The sequence below is a fragment of the Algoriphagus sp. genome, from assembly GCF_024642405.1.
Lineage (GTDB): Bacteria > Bacteroidota > Bacteroidia > Cytophagales > Cyclobacteriaceae > Algoriphagus.
This window is the reverse complement of record NZ_JAHEBC010000053.1, coordinates 1-19,151: the sequence shown is the minus strand read 5'-3', so window position 1 is coordinate 19,151 and position 19,151 is coordinate 1. Positions and strand designations below refer to the sequence as shown.

The 19,151-nt window shown below is 37.5% G+C and carries 13 protein-coding genes and 1 pseudogene; 9 read left to right on the top strand and 5 right to left on the bottom strand.

Annotated elements, in window-relative coordinates:
• Window positions 1–827 (bottom strand): annotated as a pseudogene (locus Q0L68_RS06390) (peptidase M23); the annotation flags it as partial.
• A 316-nt stretch (window positions 828–1,143) separates the two neighbouring features.
• On the opposite strand from Q0L68_RS06390, the gene aspS reads away from it, so the two are divergent.
• Window positions 1,144–2,898, top strand: a complete 1,755-nt coding sequence (aspS, locus tag Q0L68_RS06385; protein WP_296700910.1) for an aspartate--tRNA ligase — start codon at window positions 1,144–1,146, stop codon at window positions 2,896–2,898.
• A gap of 24 nt (window positions 2,899–2,922) precedes the next feature.
• Here aspS and Q0L68_RS06380 read toward each other — a convergent pair whose 3' ends face one another.
• Both Q0L68_RS06380 and Q0L68_RS06375 read right to left on the bottom strand, forming a co-directional pair.
• Window positions 2,923–3,141 carry a DUF3820 family protein gene (locus Q0L68_RS06380; RefSeq protein ID WP_296700908.1) on the bottom strand — a complete coding sequence of 73 codons (219 nt, stop codon included), beginning with the start codon at window positions 3,139–3,141 and terminating at the stop codon, window positions 2,923–2,925.
• A gap of 47 nt (window positions 3,142–3,188) precedes the next feature.
• A complete protein-coding gene (locus tag Q0L68_RS06375; protein ID WP_296700906.1) occupies window positions 3,189–3,878 on the bottom strand; it encodes a lysoplasmalogenase in 690 nt (229 codons plus the stop codon).
• A gap of 345 nt (window positions 3,879–4,223) precedes the next feature.
• Here Q0L68_RS06375 and Q0L68_RS06370 point away from each other — a divergent pair, with 345 nt between their 5' ends.
• The 8 genes from Q0L68_RS06370 (at window position 4,224) to Q0L68_RS06335 (ending at window position 17,682) form a co-directional block, all read left to right on the top strand.
• A complete protein-coding gene (locus Q0L68_RS06370) occupies window positions 4,224–7,493 on the top strand; it encodes a carboxypeptidase regulatory-like domain-containing protein (RefSeq protein WP_296700904.1) in 3,270 nt (1,089 codons plus the stop codon).
• A gap of 86 nt (window positions 7,494–7,579) precedes the next feature.
• Window positions 7,580–8,650: a DUF481 domain-containing protein gene (locus tag Q0L68_RS06365; protein WP_296700902.1), complete on the top strand. Its 1,071-nt coding sequence runs from the start codon at window positions 7,580–7,582 to the stop codon at window positions 8,648–8,650.
• On the top strand, window positions 8,638–9,711 hold the full coding sequence (locus tag Q0L68_RS06360) for a DUF481 domain-containing protein (RefSeq protein WP_296700900.1): 1,074 nt from the start codon (window positions 8,638–8,640) through the stop codon (window positions 9,709–9,711). The genes Q0L68_RS06365 and Q0L68_RS06360 overlap by 13 nt, the downstream gene beginning before the upstream one ends.
• Before the next feature lie 149 nt (window positions 9,712–9,860).
• A complete protein-coding gene (locus Q0L68_RS06355) occupies window positions 9,861–10,646 on the top strand; it encodes an alpha/beta hydrolase (RefSeq protein WP_296700898.1) in 786 nt (261 codons plus the stop codon).
• Between the two features lie 16 nt (window positions 10,647–10,662).
• Window positions 10,663–11,742: an efflux RND transporter periplasmic adaptor subunit gene (locus tag Q0L68_RS06350; protein ID WP_296700896.1), complete on the top strand. Its 1,080-nt coding sequence runs from the start codon at window positions 10,663–10,665 to the stop codon at window positions 11,740–11,742.
• 1 nt (window position 11,743) lies between these two features.
• Window positions 11,744–14,806 carry an efflux RND transporter permease subunit gene (locus Q0L68_RS06345; protein ID WP_296700894.1) on the top strand — a complete coding sequence of 1,021 codons (3,063 nt, stop codon included), beginning with the start codon at window positions 11,744–11,746 and terminating at the stop codon, window positions 14,804–14,806.
• A complete protein-coding gene (locus Q0L68_RS06340; RefSeq protein ID WP_296700892.1) occupies window positions 14,806–16,152 on the top strand; it encodes a TolC family protein in 1,347 nt (448 codons plus the stop codon). Before Q0L68_RS06345 ends, Q0L68_RS06340 begins: the two co-directional genes overlap by 1 nt.
• A 132-nt stretch (window positions 16,153–16,284) precedes the next feature.
• Window positions 16,285–17,682, top strand: coding sequence for a transporter substrate-binding domain-containing protein (locus Q0L68_RS06335; protein ID WP_296700890.1), 1,398 nt, complete (start codon window positions 16,285–16,287; stop codon window positions 17,680–17,682).
• Here the strand turns inward: Q0L68_RS06335 and Q0L68_RS06330 are convergent.
• Both Q0L68_RS06330 and Q0L68_RS06325 read right to left on the bottom strand, forming a co-directional pair.
• Window positions 17,679–18,152, bottom strand: a complete 474-nt coding sequence (locus tag Q0L68_RS06330) for a RidA family protein (protein ID WP_296700888.1) — start codon at window positions 18,150–18,152, stop codon at window positions 17,679–17,681. The genes Q0L68_RS06335 and Q0L68_RS06330 overlap by 4 nt on opposite strands.
• Before the next feature lie 9 nt (window positions 18,153–18,161).
• Window positions 18,162–19,151, bottom strand: a 990-nt coding sequence (locus Q0L68_RS06325; protein ID WP_296700886.1) for a gluconate:H+ symporter, incomplete at its 5' end; no start/stop codon positions are given.

The window sequence follows — 19,151 nt, the reverse complement described above, 5'->3', positions numbered from 1 at the left end:
GGATGGAATCTCCTGAGATTATAGCGAGAACTTATTCTTGTATATTTTACCGGGTCTCTCAGGAATGCTTTTTTCAAGCTATTTCCCTCTTGATCAAAAAAATTCATTTCTCCATTTTGCTCAAATGGTATGGCATGAAATGGTTCTCCTCTGTGTTCGAAATATGCAAGTTTGATATCTCCGGCCCCAATCACATTTCCATCAATCATTTTTTCTTCAAAAACTACTTTAAACTTGTCGCCTTTTTGAAGTGCACCAAAATCTACTGACCACCCATATAAATCTGCAAACTGATCGACAATGTCATACCCAACATTTTGCTTTGTCATATCTGAAGACAAATTGCTTTCGATAATCCCTGCAACTTCTCTTTGAATGTATTCCACAGGCTTTTCCGCCTTGTAGATATTCATGGAGTCTAAATTGAAAACAACATATTCTGCCGGGTTTGGCTCATAAATAAAAAATTGTGCCTGTGCAGAATCAGAAGGAGTAAGAACCGTAAACTTTTTATTGGTAGCTATACCCCTAACATCAAATACTTCCTTTGACCTTTTAGCTATCTCATCAATAATCTGATAAGGGACATTAAATGGGGCCAAAATCGTTGCCAATGTCTGGTTTTTACTGACAGTTCCTTCTACGATGTTGAGTCCAGTGACATTAATACCATAGAGGAAAACTTCCTTGGAAACCTCCTCAACCACTAATTCCTCAGAAGGTTCTGATTCAGTCTCAGATGTTATGGGACCGGGGAAATAATGAAAAATAGCTGCCGCACCAAGTGCCAAAACCACTAATGTGGCAACGATCCATCTTTTGTTCATTAATCTGTAAAGTTTGGGATAATAGAATAACCTTCAATCAAGGAAAAAAGGGCTTATTTTCCAAGTTTTAGGCTTATTTCCTTTGGTTCAACTATAATGCCAACGAATTTTCACACTTGGATATTTTATCCAATGCAGCTATTTATTTTTCTCACAGCTCTAATTTGTTGAAATAATAATTAGAATTATTTCAACAAATAGGTAGAAATAAAATGCTTTTCACAGAGTTTTGTCCAAAATAGTAAGGAATCCCAAAAAGATGGTGGTGTACTCGACCTCAATTCTTTATCTTTGACCTCCCAAAAAAACTAATAACATGCTGAGGACGCATACTTGTGGCGAATTACGCCTAGATCATATTAATCAAGAAGTTATTTTAGCTGGCTGGGTTCAGCGGGTAAGAAATAAAGGCGGATTGATTTGGGTTGACTTGAGAGACAGATATGGAATCACCCAATTAATTTTTGAAGAGGATTCTTCAGAGAAAGAACTTTTGGAAAAAGCCGCAGACCTAGGTAGAGAATTTGTTGTTCAGGCATCCGGTAGAGTGATCGAAAGAACTTCAAAAAACGATAAAATCCCGACAGGTTCTATCGAGATCAAAGTAAGTAAACTAGACGTATTAAATGCTGCCAAAATCCCTCCATTTATCATTGAAGATGAAACGGATGGGGGAGATGAGTTGCGAATGAAATATCGCTACCTCGATTTAAGGAGAAACGTAGTCCGTGAGAAACTTCAATTGCGCCACAAGATGATGCAGGAGACTAGAAAGTACATGGATGCTCAAAACTTTATTGAAGTTGAAACTCCTGTTTTGATCAAATCTACGCCCGAAGGTGCCCGTGATTTTGTCGTGCCAAGTCGGGTAAATCCAGGAGAGTTTTATGCACTTCCACAATCCCCACAGACCTTTAAGCAATTGCTGATGGTTTCTGGTTTTGATCGATATTTCCAGATTGTGAAATGCTTCAGAGATGAGGATCTAAGAGCTGATCGACAGCCGGAATTCACACAGATAGACTGCGAAATGGCATTTGTTGAACAAGAGGATATTTTATCCACTTTTGAAGGTTTGACTAAACATCTTTTTGCCAATGTAAAAGGAGTGGAACTGGAGGAAGTGAAGCGAATGACTTTTGCTGAAGCCATGAAATATTATGGTAATGATAAGCCAGATCTTCGTTTTGATATGAAATTTGTAGAATTGAATGATCTGGCGAAAGGAAAAGGGTTTGGTATTTTTGATGATGCAGAACTTGTTGTTGGAATTTGTGCGAAGGGAGCTGCTGAATATACCCGGAAGCAATTAGATGCACTTACTGATTGGGTAAAAAGACCTCAGATTGGAGCTAAAGGCATGGTTTACGCTAAATACAATGCTGATGGTACTATAAAATCGACGGTGGATAAATTTTATGCTCAAGAAGATCTTCAAGCCTGGGCTAAAGCTTTTGATGCAGAACCGGGTGATTTGATGTTAATCCTAAGCGGAGATACCGGTAAAGTAAGAAAGCAGCTTTCAGAACTTCGTTTAAAAATGGGGGAAGATCTTGGTCTTCGCGATAGAAATGTTTTCAAACCACTTTGGGTAGTTGATTTTCCATTGTTGGAATGGGATGAAGAGACCAATCGTTACCACGCGATGCATCACCCATTCACTTCTCCAAAATCTGAAGATATTGCGTTATTGGATTCCGACCCGGGAGCTGTAAGAGCAAATGCTTATGATTTAGTAATAAATGGGGTAGAAATCGGAGGGGGATCTATTCGTATCCATGACCGGGCAACTCAACAATTGATGTTCAAGCATCTTGGATTCACGGATGAAGAAGCTCAAAATCAATTTGGGTTCTTAATGGAAGCATTTGAATATGGAGCGCCTCCTCACGGAGGTATTGCATTTGGGTTTGATCGACTTTGTGCGATTTTTGGTGGTTCGGATTCCATCAGGGATTACATCGCATTTCCAAAAAACAATTCAGGAAGAGATGTCATGATCGACTCACCAAGTACTATCGCTGACGAACAACTTAAAGAATTGTCGATTTTGGTAAACTTGAAAAAGTAAGGAAAGAGGCTTCGGCCTCTTTTTTTATCTATAATTTTTTCGGAGCTCTCTTAAAATATCTTCCAGACCATTCAATCGAATTTCATATAAGGTATGAAGCCACATGCCCAACTTTCCCTCAGGAAAGCCTTGTCCATGCATCCACACTAGGTAATGCTCGGGCACATCACACAAAAGTCTGCCTTTGTATTTTCCATAAGGCATGGTTTTCGTGACTAGGTCAATTAGGATTTGTTTGTCCATTTCAGAGTTTAGAAATAAAGCTTTTGTAATTACTATTCAAGGATTGACTAATGAGGTTGAATAATATGACTTCGAATTCCCATCACAATGAGGAGCTGTCCAATCGCATAAGTTCCCATGATTAGTATTCCAGCTTCAGGAAATTCCCGGTAAAATCGGTTTATCGCCAATATTCCATCGGATAAGAAAAATAAAGTTGCGCCTATCATGACTTGCCAAAAACTGGCAGGATTTGATTTTCCAAATCTTTCCCTTGCCGTCGTAACCATAGAAACAATTGTAATCACATAAATAATCACAGGGATTTTTAATACCCCCAAGTTTGATTGAATAAGGTAATAGACAAAAGCTGCAATGATATAAAAGGGAAGATTGAAAAAGAAAGTCTTAATGAAGTTTACATTTCCTATTTCACCAGGATTTTTCTGGGCAACTTTAAATGCAATTATATAACAGACATGAGCCATCAAAAATGCACCCAAACCGTAAACAAACAAATCTGGCCATAAAAGAAGAATATCTCCTATCCAAGAAAAAATCAGAGCTCCTAAAATTGCTTTGGTAAGAAGGGTACTTGCAATTGGTTTTGTGATCCTATAGAAATAGAGGATCAATCCCAATAAAATCAATGGTTTGGAGTAAAATCTAAGTTCAGAATTAAATTCTAATAAAAAGACTAAATCTGCCAAGGTAGCTAACAAAAACAGGTAGAGCCATGCTAAATTCTTATTTCTCAAAGTGAAGGATATTTTGAATTTTTTTAATTAAGTAAAGAAAGGAATCATTTAATGGGCAAAAAGCAAAATTGAATTATGATTTTTGAACCAGTTGCGAATTTCCAGATTTACCCATAAAATAGAAAATATTGTAAAATTCTGTTTTAAAATTTAACTTTTTGACAAAAGAATTAAAGTTTTTTTGCCGTTAAAAGAATTTTATTTGTCTTTAAATATTATTTTTTTGTTAAAAATTGTGAAATTCGCGAGTCAAAAGATAACAGTAACTACCCAGGATTACCAAAAGGTCATTTTACTTTTGCGTAGAAAAATTTAAAACCAACTTATACAAAAAACCAATTTATTATGAGGCAAAATTTACTTAAGAATTTATTGTCTTTGATATTCATGGTGATGAGCACAGGATTAGCCTTTTCTCAAGGCGTAACCACCGCGAACATCCAAGGGAATGTTATCGACGAAACGGGAGAGTCGCTCCCAGGAGCAAATATTGTGGCTACTCATGAGCCATCTGGTACCAGATATGGGGCTGTTAGTAATTTAGAAGGTCGATTTGTTCTACCAAACATGCGTGTTGGAGGGCCTTACACTGTCGTAGTTTCTTTTGTAGGATTTGAAGAAAGAACATTTGACGGAATCGTTTTAGGATTAGGTGCTACCTATACACTAAACGTTCAGCTTTCTGATGGAATGGAATTAGATGTAGTGGAAGTAATAGCAAGTAAAGATGCGATTATGAATTCAGATAGGACTGGAGCTGCACTGAATTTAAATAATGATAAGATCAATTCGCTTCCTACGGTCAACAGAAGTATCAATGATTTCACAAGATTGACACCTCAATCTAACGGAACTTCTTTCGCAGGTACTTCAAGCAGATTTAACAATTATACCATTGACGGAAATATTTACAATAATAACTTCGGTCTTGGCTCAGGTCAATTTGCAGGAGCTAATCCTATTTCCTTAGATGCCATTGAAGAAGTTCAGGTAAACCTTGCGCCATTTGATGTTCGTCAGGCTGGATTTACAGGAGCTTCAGTAAATGCGATTACCAAATCAGGTACAAACGAATTTTCTGGATCAGCTTATTATTTCCTTAGAAATGATCAAATGATTGGAGATAAAGTTGGAGATACTCGTCTTAACGTGGGTGATTCCAAAAATGAGATTTCTGGTTTTAGATTAGGGGGTCCAATTATTAAAAATAAAGTATTCTTCTTTGTTTCCTATGAGAAAGAAACTGAAGCAGTTCCAAGCTTTACTAAAGTTGCTTCAAGACCAGGATTAGAACCTGATGGTTTGACTGTTTCTAGAGTTCCGGCTTCACAGTTGGACTTTGTTCGTGATCGACTTTCTGAGTTGTATGGATACGAAGCAGGACCCTATGAAAATTATGCCTTCGCTTCCGAGCAAGAAAGGTTTAACGCAAGATTGGATTGGAACCTAAATGAAAACCATAAAGTGTCCATCCGATATAATAATTATTCAGCATTTACGGATGTGCCGACTAATGGAAACTCAGTAAGATATATTTCTACCAGATATAGAAATACGAATAGAACTGGGATTGAAGCAATGAACTTCAGAAATGCTAACTATACGAATGATAGAAAAGTACAGTCATGGGTTGCTGAAGTTAACTCAAGAGTTGGGGTTAACATGTCCAACCAAATTAACATAGGATATACTTCTATTACAGATCCAAAAAGAGGAATTCCGGGTGGACAGGATTTTCCGTTCATTGAAGTAATGGAGCCAGATGCTTCTGGTAACTTATTGTACTATATGTCAATGGGAAATGAATTGTTTACTGTAGGTAACTTATTGGAAAACAACATTTTCAATTTCACTGATAATTTCTCTATCTACAAAGGAAACCATACTTATACTTTCGGTGTCAATTTTGAATATATGACGTTCAAAAATGCATTTAACCCAGTTTTCAATGGTTTCTATAGATTCAACTCTTATGATGATTTTGTAGCAACAGTTATTAATAAAACTCCTGGAACCTATCCAGAGGCTTTTGCAAAAGGGTATGCTTTAGACGGTTCAACTACACCTCCTGTTGATAATACAAATTTTGGTCAATTTGGTATGTATGTTCAGGATGAGTATCAGATTACTCAAAACTTGAAAGTTACCGGTGGTTTGAGAATTGATTTTCCTTTCTATCCAATTGATATTCCTTCAAACGACTTGTTGGATGATTTGAATAAGACTTTTGAAACTCCTGATGGAACTATCACTCCTGACGTGAGCCAATTCCCAAAAGTAAATCCACTTTGGTCTCCAAGGGTAGGTTTTAACTGGGATGCTAAAGGAGATAGAACAACCCAGGTAAGAGGTGGTACAGGAATTTTCTCAGGAAGAATTCCTTTTGTTTGGTTGTCCAACCAAGTGAATGGATCTGGTGTAGTAAGAGGTGGATTAGGGTATGAAGGCCAAGATGCGGCAGATGCTTTGGGTCCAAACTACGTATTTTCTCCTGATGTGACTTTTGGGAACCCTGAAAATCCAGGCCAATCTCTTTCTAATGAATTGAACCTGACAGATAGAAACTTCAAACTTCCACAAGTTTGGAGATCTAACCTAGCTGTTGACCAAGTATTACCATTTGGTATAATAGGTACATTGGAATTCATTTATTCAAAAGATGTTTCTACTCCGATAGCCTATAATCCAGTTGTGAGAACTCCAGATGGAACACTCTCTGGACCAGATCAGAGACCTTATTGGAATGGGACAAATTATTCCGGTGACTCAGATTTTAGAAATGTTTTCTATTTGACCAATGCTCAAAGAAGAGCGGACTATTACTCTTTAACTGCTCAATTACAGAAGCAATTTGACAATGGATTCTCTGTAATGGCAGCCTACACAAGATCTAGATCAAGAGATTTGGATGCTTCAAGTGGATCTCAAGCTATTTCATTATGGCCTGCGACTGTATCATCTGATAGAAATGACCCTGAATTAAGTTTTGCAGGATTTGATATTCCTAATAGAGTTATTGGTAATATTTCTTATCAGACTGATAATACCACGATCTCTTTATTCTATGAAGGATCTGATGCCGGTAGATTCTCTTATACTTATTCTGGAAACTTCGGGGATGCGTCAAATAGATTAATGTATATTCCGAATAATGCGAATGAATTAGTTTTCCAGGAATTTACGCTTGACGGAAGAACAGTAACTGCAGCTGAACAAGCTCAACTGTTAAATGCTTACATAGATCAGGATGATTATCTTAGTGAGAATAGAGGAAATATTGCTGAAAGAAACGGAGCATTAAGACCTTTTGTAAACAGGTTTGACTTCAGAATTACTGAGGACCTTGTACTTTCTAAAGACAAGAAAAACAGACTACAGCTTTCAGTTGATATTTTGAACATTGGAAATATGTTTAATTCCTCATGGGGTATTCAAAAATTTGCTTTCCAGGAAAATTTGCTAAACTTCAGAGGTGTTAATCCCGCAGGACAGCCTGAATATAGATTAAACACTGTCCCAGGTACAAGTAATTTCCCAACTGAAACTTTCAGAACCACAACTTCCATCGGAGATACTTGGAGAATGCAGGTTGGAGTTCGGTATATGTTTAATTAAAGATTTAAAAATCTATTGAAAATGCACCCTATTTAGGGTGCATTTTTTATTTTTAACAAAATTTTATATTTCAAAGTTATGACAATATGAAAAATCTTTTCACACTTATCCTTGCGCTGGGAGTTGTTTTCTCTATTTCTGCTCAAACAGATTCACTGATTTTGAAAAATAAAGACGTGATCATCGGTGAAATTAAGAGCATGGATAGAGGCGTTCTTACAATCGAAACAGACTATAGCGACTCAGACTTTAAGATTGAATGGAGCGGAATAGCCCAGATTTTTTCAGATACCAAATATTTGATAACACTTTCTAATGGGAAGAGATATAATGGAACTATACAAAGTATAGGAGATGAAATCATCTCTATCAATACTTATGATCCTGATAATATTATTCCAATTGGGAAAAAGAAAAGAAATGATAATACCGAGGATATCGGTGGAGGCACAATAGAAGTTGATTTGGATCAAGTTGTATACTTAAATGCCTTAGACGAGGGGTTTTGGAGCCGGCTTTCCGCAAATATTGATTTGGGATGGTCAGTTACCAAAGCAAATAATTTGAGACAATTTAATGTTCGTAGTGGGTTGGGATATCTGGCGGACCGTTGGAAAGCCAACGCCTCTTATAACTCACTTCGATCAAATCAAGATGAGGTAGACCCTGTAAAAAGAACTGATGCAGACTTTACTTTTAATTATTTTTTACCAAAAGATTGGTTTCTGTTATATAACCTCACCTTACTTTCCAATACAGAGCAGTTAATTAAACTAAGGAATGGTAACAAAGTCGGTATAGGTAAATATGTTGTTCATACCAACCAAACCTATTTTGGTTTTCAAACTGGTGTCAACCTTAACAATGAATCTTATTTTGATGACACTCCTTCTCGAAGCTCTAGTGAAGCATTTATTGGAGCAGAATTAAACATGTATGATATAGGTGATTTAAGTTTGCTTTCTCAGGTAGTTGCCTACCCCAGTTTAACTGAGTCCGGAAGATTTAGAACAGATTTTAAGCTAGATGTCAAGTATGAATTCTTTTCTGATTTCTATGTAAAATTGGGAACCACCATGAACTATGATAATAGACCAATAGCAGGAGCTACCACCCTTGATTACATTTTCCAAACTACAGTTGGATGGGAATTATAAATTCATTTCGTAAAGTATTATTTATTGGAACCCTATTTTTAGTAGGGTTTCATAATTTTTGCCTAGCCCAAAAAGATACTTTAAGATTATCAAATGAAGATATTATAGTAGGTGAAATTAAATATTTGGATAAAGGAATAGTTACCATAAAAACTGTCTATTCAAATGTGGATATTCAAGTCAAATGGAAAGAAGTAATGGAGATCAATACAGGCCACCTGTATTTAATCACCCTAAAAAATGGTGAAAGATTGAAAGGTAGAATTAAAACAGTAGCAATCGATACTCTCCAATTGTCAGTCGTGAATCCTAGCCAAAGAACTCAAAATAATATCGATCTGGATGAAGACAACAAGATTAATCTTCATAAAGAAGAAGTTGTACTCCTAGATGAGATAAACGAATCGTTTGCAAGTCGATTTAATGGAGAAATAAGCCTAGGTTTTAATCTTGCCAGGTCAAATAAACTGAGGCAGTTTTCTGTAAAAACTAATTTGAACTATTCCGGAGACCGTTGGGGCGGTTTATTTAATTTTAATGCCATTCGCTCGATTCAGGAGTCTACCAGTCCGATCCAAAGGTATGATGCAAATGGAACAGTTTTATTTTATCTTCCCAAAGATTTTTTCTTGTTTGGAATGCTTGGATTATTGAGTAATACTCAACAACTCATCGAGCTCAGAGTCAGCTCTATAGTTGGAGCTGGTGTTTATTTTATTCATACTAATCATTCATACTGGAATTTTCAAGCTGGGCTGAATAATAATGATGAAAGGTTTGAAGGAGACTTACCATCTACTAATTCTTTGGAGGCGATTATGGGCACAGATTTGAATTTTTACGATGTAGGAGTATTTAATTTTTCCGGGACATTGGTAGCTTATAAAAGCTTTTCCACTGAGGGAAGATGGAGGTCAGATGCCCGATTAGACGTTACTTATAAATTTATAGAGAACTTTTTTTTAAAAGTTGGGTTTGCAATGAACTATGATAATATGCCTACTCTGGGAGCAACTGATTTTGATTATGTTGTACAAAGTACACTTGGGTGGAAATTTTAAGTTTTTTTCAAATTTACGGAATAAAACATCCTCTTTTTTTTCCATTGATGTTTGGGATTTGCCTCCAGTACTTTTTATGAAAAAGATGCTATAAATACTCGTAATTTTACTTTCCAAAACCATTCTCAATCGGCTCGAGTTTATATTCTATGTTGTATTACAAGAAATTTGATCATAAGACGAGTAAAGAATGGGTTGTTTTTATCCATGGTGCAGGAGGTTCTTCGGCAGTTTGGTTTAAGCAGTTAAAGGATTTCAAAAAGCAATTCAATCTTTTGCTCATTGATTTGAGAGGGCACGGGAAATCGGTTGACATTCCAAAAGCGATCTACAATGAGGAATATACCTTTACTGCTGTTACTGAAGATATTATTGAGGTGATTGATGAATTACAAATTCCACCTGCACATTTCATGGGAGTTTCCCTTGGAACAATTTTGGTCAGACAATTGGCAGAATTAGACAAACATCGTGTAAAATCGCTTGTAATGGCAGGGGCAGTTACTCGTTTGACCACCCAATCGAGGGTCTTGGTTTTCTTGGGGAATACTTTTAAGCGAATTATTCCTTATATGTGGCTTTACAGGCTTTTCGCTTTTATCATTATGCCTAGGAGGCAGCATGCAGAATCGCGAAATCTATTTATCCAAGAAGCTCAGAAGCTTTGCCAAAAAGAGTTTATCCGATGGTTTAAACTAACAAAAGACATTAATCCATTATTGAGATATTTCAAAGAAACAGATCTTGGTATTCCCACATTGTATGTGATGGGTGACCAAGATGTGATGTTTTTGGAACCGGTAAGGAATATTATCAAATCTCATAAAAATTCTATTTTATCCATTCTTGAAAAATGTGGCCATGTCGTGAATGTAGAGCGTCCTAACGAATTCAATCATTTATCGCTTGCATTTATTCAAAATCACAGTAATTAAGCTCCAACTATTCTAAATGAATAAGCAAACCAAAACCCTATTAATAGTAGCAGTTGTCGTTTTAATCGCGATCATTTACATCTATCCAAGATGGAATAGTGGCACAAGTTCGGGCCCTGCTGTTTCTTCTGGCCCTCCGGCAGGAGGAAGCCAAGAGTTACCTGTGACAGTAGTCACTTTGAAGAAGGAGACATTAATGAATCAGCTCAATGTCACCGGAACAATTCTTCCTAATGAATCCGTATCCTTAAGACCCGAAGTTTCTGGTTTGGTTACTAAGATCACATTCAAAGAAGGTCAATATGTAACCAAAGGAACACCTTTGCTTTACTTGAATGACAACGATCTTCAAGCTCAATATCAAAAATTGGAGTTTACGCAGAAGCTTTTCGAGAGTCAAGAAAATCGTCAAAAGCAGCTTTTAGCACGAGAGGCAATCAGTCAGGAAGAATATGATATTGTCCTAAATCAATATAATACAACACTTTCAGATCTAAAACTTGTAGAAGCTCAAATCCAAAAAACGATTGTTAGAGCTCCATTTAACGGGGTGCTGGGTTTACGACAAGTCAGTGAAGGAAGTGTAATCGGTACTAATGATATAATTGCAACGGTAGTGAATATGGATCCGATCAAAATCGAATTTTCCATTCCAGAACGATATGCTAATATGGTGGAAGTTGGAGCTCCAGTTTTTTTCTCAAGTGAGGCAACACTGGATGAGACAGAAGGCAAAGTATATGCTTTCGAGCCACAAATCGATGCTGCCACACGAACATTGAAACTTAGAGCTCAAAGTTCAAATAAAGGAGGCAAATTCCTTCCTGGAATGTTTGTGAAGATCCGGTTTGTTCTGGGAGAAATTGATAACGCTTTAATGGTGCCAGCAGAATCTGTAATTCCAGAACTTCAAGGCTATAAGGTCTTTGTGGTCGGAAAGGATCAAATGGCTGAAGAAAGAAAAGTAGAAATTGGAACCCGTACAGAAAGCCAAGTTCAAATCACTAGTGGGTTGGAAGAAGGTGAAATGGTACTTACATCAGGTGTACTACAAGCTAGACCGGGTTCTTTGTTGAAAATTACAAATACAAACTAATATGGCAGGTCTTTCTAGTTTGAGTATCAACAGGCCAGTTTTGGCCATCGTGATGTCGATAACCATCGTACTTTTTGGTGTGATCGGTATCAGTTTACTTGGGGTCCGGGAATATCCAAGTGTGGATCCGCCAGTGATTTCTGTAAGGACTTCATATACCGGTGCAAATGCCGATGTCATAGAAGCCCAAATCACTGAGCCACTTGAAGAAGCCATTAATGGTATCCAAGGGATCAAATCCATGAGTTCCACCAGTAATGATGGAACAAGTAATATAACAGTAGAATTTGATGTTGGAGCTGATCTTGAAGCTGCCGCAAATGATGTTAGGGATAAAGTAGCAGGTGCACAGAGAAATCTACCACCGGATGCTGAACCTCCTGTGGTTTCTAAAGCAGATGCTGATTCAAGCCCGATTATATATTTGAGTGTCCAAAGTGAAGTAAGGAGCCTACTTGATGTCTCTTACTTAGCTGATAATATTTTTAAAGAGAGGCTTCAGACTATCCCTGGAGTAAGTAGAATCCAGATTTGGGGGGATAAGGAATATGCTATTCGACTTCGTATGGATCCACTCAAAATGGCTTCTTATGGAGTTACACCATTGGATGTGCTCCAAAAAGTTCAAAGTGAAAATGTAGAATTACCCTCCGGAAGAATTGAGGGGGCTACCATCGAGTTATCCGTAAGGACAAAAAGTCGTTTGAGTTCTCCAATGGAATTCAATGATCTAATTATCAAAGAAGATCAGAACAACATTGTTCGGTTTCAAGATATTGGTAAAGCTGAACTTACCGCTTTAAATGAGCGAACAGTTTTGAAAAGTGACAATGTTCCGATGGTCGTTGTTGTTCTTGTGCCTTTACCCGGATCAAATAGTATCGAGATTGCAGATGAATTCTATAAAAGAATCGAAAGTATAAAAAAGGATCTTCCTTCGGATGTTACCATAGAAGTTACTTATGACTCTACCAAGTATATTCGAAATTCGATTGCTGAGGTTCAAGAGACCATTGTTATTGCATTTTTCTTGGTAGTTGCAATCATTTTTATTTTTCTAAGAGATTGGAGGACTACTTTCATCCCAGTTCTTACAATTCCTATCTCTCTGATTGGAGTATTTTTCATTATGTATCTGATGGATTTTTCTATCAATGTTTTGACACTTCTGGGAATCGTACTCTCCATAGGACTGGTCGTTGATGATGCGATTGTCGTTTTGGAAAATATCTATACTCGGATAGAGAAAGGGGAAAATCCACAGGATGCTGCTGAAAAAGGATCTGAGGAAATTTTCTTTGCAGTAATCGCGACTACAGTGGCTTTAGCGGCTGTATTTCTTCCAGTAATTTTTCTAACAGGAACTACAGGAAGGCTATTTAAGGAATTTGGAATTGTAGTAGCAGGGGCGGTGATTATTTCTTCCTTTGTTGCACTGACTATGACTCCAATGCTAAGTTCGAAATTACTTAAGCGAAGAGAAAAGCATAATGCGATATACAATTTTACAGAGCCAGGATTTATCTGGATAAATAAGCAATATGATAAGGCTTTAAGTGGTTTTATGAAAGTCCGTTGGGTTTCATTTATCATGATTGGGGTGATGGGTGCTGGTATTTATTGGCTATTTAATAACATTCAAACAGAGCTTGCCCCAACAGAAGATCGTGGAGAAATAAGAATCAGTATGTCTGGCCCTGAAGGAGCTACTTTCAACTATATGGATCCGGTTATAGATCAATTAACTCTTGATCTTATGGAGGATATACCACAAAGTGAAAGGGTCAGAATGATCAGCGTGACTTCACCAGGTTTTGGAACTGCGAGTACTAATTCTGGATTTATTAGATTGATTTTGACAGATGCTGATAAGCGGGAGCGCAGTCAGCAGGAAATTTACGACCAGATTAATAAGAAACTCAGAACCATCACTTCAGTTAGAGCTTTTGCCTCACAAGCGCAGTCTATTGGAGATCGACGTGGGGGCCTTCCTGTTCAATACGTTATTCAGGCGCCAACCTTGGATAAATTAAAAGAAGTTATACCTACGTTTTTGGAAAAGACCAATCAAAGTCCTGCGTTTATCTTCTCAGATATAAATTTGAAATTCACCAAGCCTGAATTAGAGATTGAAATCGATCGGGAGAAAGCTAGAAATGTGGGTGTTTCAGTTCAGGAAATTGCCCGTACACTTCAGTTATCTTACTCGGGGCAACGTTTTGCTTATTTCATTCGAGAAGGAAAGCAATACCAAGTAGTTGGAGAAATGCAAATTCAAGATCGAAATGAACCAGTGAATCTACGAATGCTTTATGTTCGAGCAGACAATGGCGAGCTGATTCAATTGGATAATCTAGTGCGCGTGGTAGAAAAAAGTACTCCTCCACAATTGTACCGATTTAATAGATTTGTCAGTGCGACAGTTTCCGCGAGTTTGGCAGAAGGTTATACTATTGGAAATGGCTTGGATGAAATGGATAAAATAGCTGCAGAAGTTTTAGATGATTCTTTTTCTACTGATGTTGCTGGATCTTCCAAAGAATTTAGGGAGAGCTCCAACAGCTTGCTTTTTGCATTCATTTTTGCCTTGATTTTGATCTATTTGGTGCTTTCTGCTCAGTTTGAAAGCTTTAGAGATCCACTGACTATCATGTTCACGGTGCCTCTGGCACTCTTTGGAGCCCTATTTACGCTTTGGGTATTTAATTATACTCTAAATATTTTCAGCCAAATCGGAATTATCATGTTGATTGGTTTGGTGACTAAAAACGGAATTCTAATTGTAGAATTTGCAAATCAGCGTAAAGCACAAGGCATGGGAGTTGATGAAGCAATTTTCGGTGCTGCAGTAGCCAGGTTCCGACCGATTCTAATGACTAGTTTATCTACTATTCTAGGTATTCTCCCTATTGCTTTGGCTCTCGGAGCAGGAGCTGAAAGCCGCGTACCAATGGGAGCGACGGTAATAGGAGGATTGGCTTTAGCAACTATCTTGACTTTATTTATTATACCAGCCATTTATACATACTTGACTTCAAAAGAAGCTAGACTAGCACGAATTTAATGAAGAGAATTACCTTATTACTCCTTTTGAGTAGCATTGGCACCTGTTTATTTGCCCAAAGTGAAGAAGCCCTTGATTTGGAAAAGGCCATTCAACTTGGACTGGAAAATAATTTGCAAGTGAAAATTGCTGTTGAGACGATAACCTTGCGAGAAGGGGATGAAAAGATAGGCACAGGTGATTTGTTTCTTCCTCAATTGGATGCAACCTATTTAAGGAACTTCAGTAAGGAGGATGTTACTCAAAAATTTGTAAATGATCCTGAGCCTAGACAGATTGATAATGCTAAGTCCAGAAATGAAAATTTTTCAGTAGCAGCGATTTATGGCTTTAGACCTGAAAGTTTTATTGTGATGAAGCGTCTTGGCCAACTAACTGAGATCTCTGAGCTCGAGACCAAAGTGGTGGTAGAGAACACAGTTGCCGGAATTTCTTCAGCTTATTATAGATTGGTACTAGAACTTCAGCGATACGAAGTTTTGAAAACCACTTTGGAACTCAGTCAGTCCAGATTGGATATTGCGAAAGCTCAGTATGAGTTAGGCGGTGCTGGAAAACGAGATTTCTTAACGGCAGAGGTGGATTACAATTCAGATTTGACTTTACTGTTGACCCAAGAGCAGGTTATCCAAAATGCAAGAGTGAATCTAAATGAATTGATGGCTTTAGACCCAAACATCAAATTCGCTGTTAAAGACACTATTTTAGTTGGGGATCCTTTACTCCTTCTTGATCTGGAAGAAAATGCATTTATTGAAAATAAAAATCTCTTAATTGCCCAACGTGAAGAAAATGTAGCTTTTCTGCAAATGAAGGAATTGCGCGCATCGAGGCTTCCGGTTTTAAATCTAAATGGAAATTACGTAAATAATACTTCCAATTCAGATGCAGGATTTTTGATTCAAAATCAACGTCAGGGTTTCAATGGTGGAGGTAATATTACCGTAAATCTATTTAGCGGTTTGACTCTGAACAGACGTATCCAGAATGCCAGAGTCCAGCAAAAAATACAATCTTATGCTGTGGACCAATTTGAAGTACAACTTAAATCGGATATTCATCGGTCATATAATACCTATATGACGAATAAGAATCTCCTTGAGGTAGAATTGAGAAACTATGAAACAGCAAGAGAGAGTACAGATATCGCGTTGGAGAGATTTCGTTTAGGGATTTCGTCTTATCTCGAATTCAGGGATGCACAGGTAAATTTGCTGACTGCTCAGAATAGATTGATAACTTCTATTTACAATATTAAGGAACAAGAAATAGAGCTAAGAAGGCTTTCTGGTAAGATTTTCTTCCAAAATAGCTTTGTCCCTTTTGAAATTCCTGCTGGAAACTAGCATAGGTTGAGCAATTGGATTTCCAATTGCTCATTTTTTTATTTCCCTTTTTCAGAATTATTCTCTTTTTCTTTTGGCATGGCATTTGCCAAATGCGCTTTGTAACATCGTGGGTTTCAGTAACCCAACTGAATGAAAAGAGCATCAATTCTATTTATTTGTTTTTTTTCACTCCTTTTTTTTGGGGTACAATGCACTTTCCTCGAAAAGAATTTTGGAGTCCATTTATCTAATAATGATACTTATATCTTAGATCTTCCCGGGATAGAGACTCGCGGTTTCATCAGAGCTGCGGTAGATAATAGTTCCACTGGATATTACATTTATCGGGGACGAAGAATGGGCTATGAATACGAACTCCTTCGGGATCTCGCTAAACGGCTCAACGTTCAACTTCGGTTAGTATTGATTTCTGATATTGATAAAGCTTTTGAATATTTAGAGAATGGCAAAGTAGACGTGATTGCCATGAATCTGGAAGAGAATCTGGAAAGAAGCGAAAGAGCAAATTTTTCTATTCCACTTGGGAAAATGAGTTCTGTGTTAGTGGGTAGGAAATCTTCAAGAAAAGTGACGTCGTGGGAAGATATTTCAGGCGATACCATCATGGTAAGACAGGGATCAATTTATAAATCTCAATTGTGCCATATCAAGGATTCTTTACAGGTTCAATTTACGGTTCTTGAAAAGCCAGATCATGAGGAAACTTTAATTGATCAAGTAATAAAGAACGAGATTAAGTGGACAGTTGCCGATCAAAATATTGCACAGGCAAACGCAACTTACTATGAGGGATTGGATATTTCTTGGAAGGTGCAAAATGAAGGAGAAGTGTCTTGGGTGGTACGGAAGAATTCTCCAAAATTACTTTCTTCTTTAAATAACTGGCTTGAGGATAAACAAGATAGGTTTATTCCAGATTTGTATACTAGATACTTTTTAAATTCAAAAAATAGTTATTTCCGATCAAACAGCCCTTTTTCTTCTTTAGCGGGAAATCAAATTTCACAATTTGATGATATAATTAAAGAAGGGGCTGAGCAACTTGGGTGGGATTGGAGGTTATTGGCCTCTTTGGTTTATAAGGAATCTCGATTCGATACAACTGCTACCTCCTATGCAGGAGCAACAGGATTACTCCAATTAATGCCTGTCACTCTAGAGAGGTTTGGGGTAGAAAACCCGCATGATCCAATAGAGTCATTGACTGGAGGAGTAAGGTACCTTAGATATCTAGATAAATTTTGGTTGGAAAGGGTACCCGAGACCAATGAAAGAATCAAATATATTTTAGCTTCTTATAATATTGGACATGGTCATGTGGAAGATGCTTGGCGTCTCGCCATGAAATATGGCAGAAATACACAAAACTGGACGGCTGTTTCTGAATTTCTTGAATTGAAAACGGATCCTAAATATTACCTGGACCCGGTAGTAAAAAGTGGTTTTGCAAAAGGCCATTTAGCAGTTAACTATGTCAAAGATATCATGAGTATCTTTGACTCGTATAAAGCATTAGTGGAGCCTTAAGCTCCTTCATGCAGTTCAAACATAGCTTCTACTTCCACGGGGATATTATCTGGAAGAGAGCCCATGCCAACAGCCGACCGAACTCCAATTCCATTTTGATCACCCCAGACATGAGCAAAAAGCTCACTACATCCGTTAATGACGTATGGGTGTTTTTTGAAATCTTCAGTACAATTGACCATTCCTAAAACCTTGATAACCCGTTTTACTCGATTAAGGGAACCGAGATTTGCCTTAATAGTGGAGAGCATAGCTAATCCAACTTGTCTTGCAGCAAGTTTGCCTGATTCTACATCAAGATCTAATCCGACTCTACCTATAATCAAGCTTCCATCTTCTTGAACTGTCCCATGTCCAGATAGGTATAAATACTTACCATCAATTAGGCAAGGTTTGTAAACTCCTAAAGGCTTTGGTGCAGGAGGTAGAATAAGGCCGAGTTTTGAAAAGTTGCTTTCTGGAGTTTCCATGGTTTTAATTTATACAAAAATATCTAGAATTAAGACTCCTACTAAACCGATTACCGCCACTAAAGTTTCCATTAAAGACCAGGTCTTGATCGTGTCTTTAATACTTACATTAAAGAACTCCTTATACATCCAAAACCCTCCATCGTTAAAGTGAGAAAACATCAGGCTTCCGGCTCCGATAGAAAGCACCAATAGGTTTGGATCTACATTCATGGTCGTTACTAACGGGGCAATAATTCCAGCCGTAGTTAGCCCGGCAACAGTGGCAGAACCGACACAAACCCGAATAATTGCCGTGATGATCCAAGCGAGAATAAGTGGAGGTATATCCCAAGTGCTTAATCCATCAGCAATAACCTGACTTACTCCAGTATCTGTAAATATTTGTTTTAAAGCACCAGCACCGGCCACGATTAATAGAATCATCGCAATATCTTTTGTCGCAATGGTATAAATGTCCATCAATTGACTCATTTTATATTTTCTCTTCAATCCTAGCGTATAAGTTGCCACTAGCACAGAAATCAACATGACAATTCCTGGATTTGAAATGAATTGAATTAAAGGTGACAAAGGGTTTTCTTCTGAGATGTTCAAGTTGAGTGCCGTTGTACCCACTAATAAAAATACCGGAAGGAGCGCAGTGAAAAAGCTATTGAATGTGCCGGGTAATTCTGATTCAGGACGCGTTTCTGCTTGGAAAGTTTTTAAGGGACTTGCCTGGACATTTTTCAACGTTTTAGCGAACAAAGGTCCGGCAATGATTATGGTTGGTATTGCTATCAAAAACCCATAAAATAGGGTCAATCCCATATTGGCATCAAACTGTGCTACCAATGCCGCAGGAGATGGATGTGGTGGTAAAAAACCATGAGTTACAGACAAAGCCGCCAAAAGGGGTATCCCTACGTAAACTGCTGATATTTTATATTGATAAGCTACTGTAAAAGCTAAAGGCACCAGTAGAACAAAACCCACATTGTAAAAAAGAGGAATTCC

Coding starts and splice junctions, on each gene's coding strand:
- Q0L68_RS06380 (WP_296700908.1), bottom strand. CDS start 3,141: ATGGACAAACAAATCCTAATTGACCTAGTCACGAAAACCATGCCTTAT.
- Q0L68_RS06355 (WP_296700898.1), top strand. CDS start 9,861: ATGTTGTATTACAAGAAATTTGATCATAAGACGAGTAAAGAATGGGTT.
- Q0L68_RS06370 (WP_296700904.1), top strand. CDS start 4,224: ATGAGGCAAAATTTACTTAAGAATTTATTGTCTTTGATATTCATGGTG.
- aspS (WP_296700910.1), top strand. CDS start 1,144: ATGCTGAGGACGCATACTTGTGGCGAATTACGCCTAGATCATATTAAT.
- Q0L68_RS06365 (WP_296700902.1), top strand. CDS start 7,580: ATGAAAAATCTTTTCACACTTATCCTTGCGCTGGGAGTTGTTTTCTCT.
- Q0L68_RS06335 (WP_296700890.1), top strand. CDS start 16,285: ATGAAAAGAGCATCAATTCTATTTATTTGTTTTTTTTCACTCCTTTTT.
- Q0L68_RS06360 (WP_296700900.1), top strand. CDS start 8,638: ATGGGAATTATAAATTCATTTCGTAAAGTATTATTTATTGGAACCCTA.
- Q0L68_RS06350 (WP_296700896.1), top strand. CDS start 10,663: ATGAATAAGCAAACCAAAACCCTATTAATAGTAGCAGTTGTCGTTTTA.
- Q0L68_RS06340 (WP_296700892.1), top strand. CDS start 14,806: ATGAAGAGAATTACCTTATTACTCCTTTTGAGTAGCATTGGCACCTGT.
- Q0L68_RS06330 (WP_296700888.1), bottom strand. CDS start 18,152: ATGGAAACTCCAGAAAGCAACTTTTCAAAACTCGGCCTTATTCTACCT.
- Q0L68_RS06345 (WP_296700894.1), top strand. CDS start 11,744: ATGGCAGGTCTTTCTAGTTTGAGTATCAACAGGCCAGTTTTGGCCATC.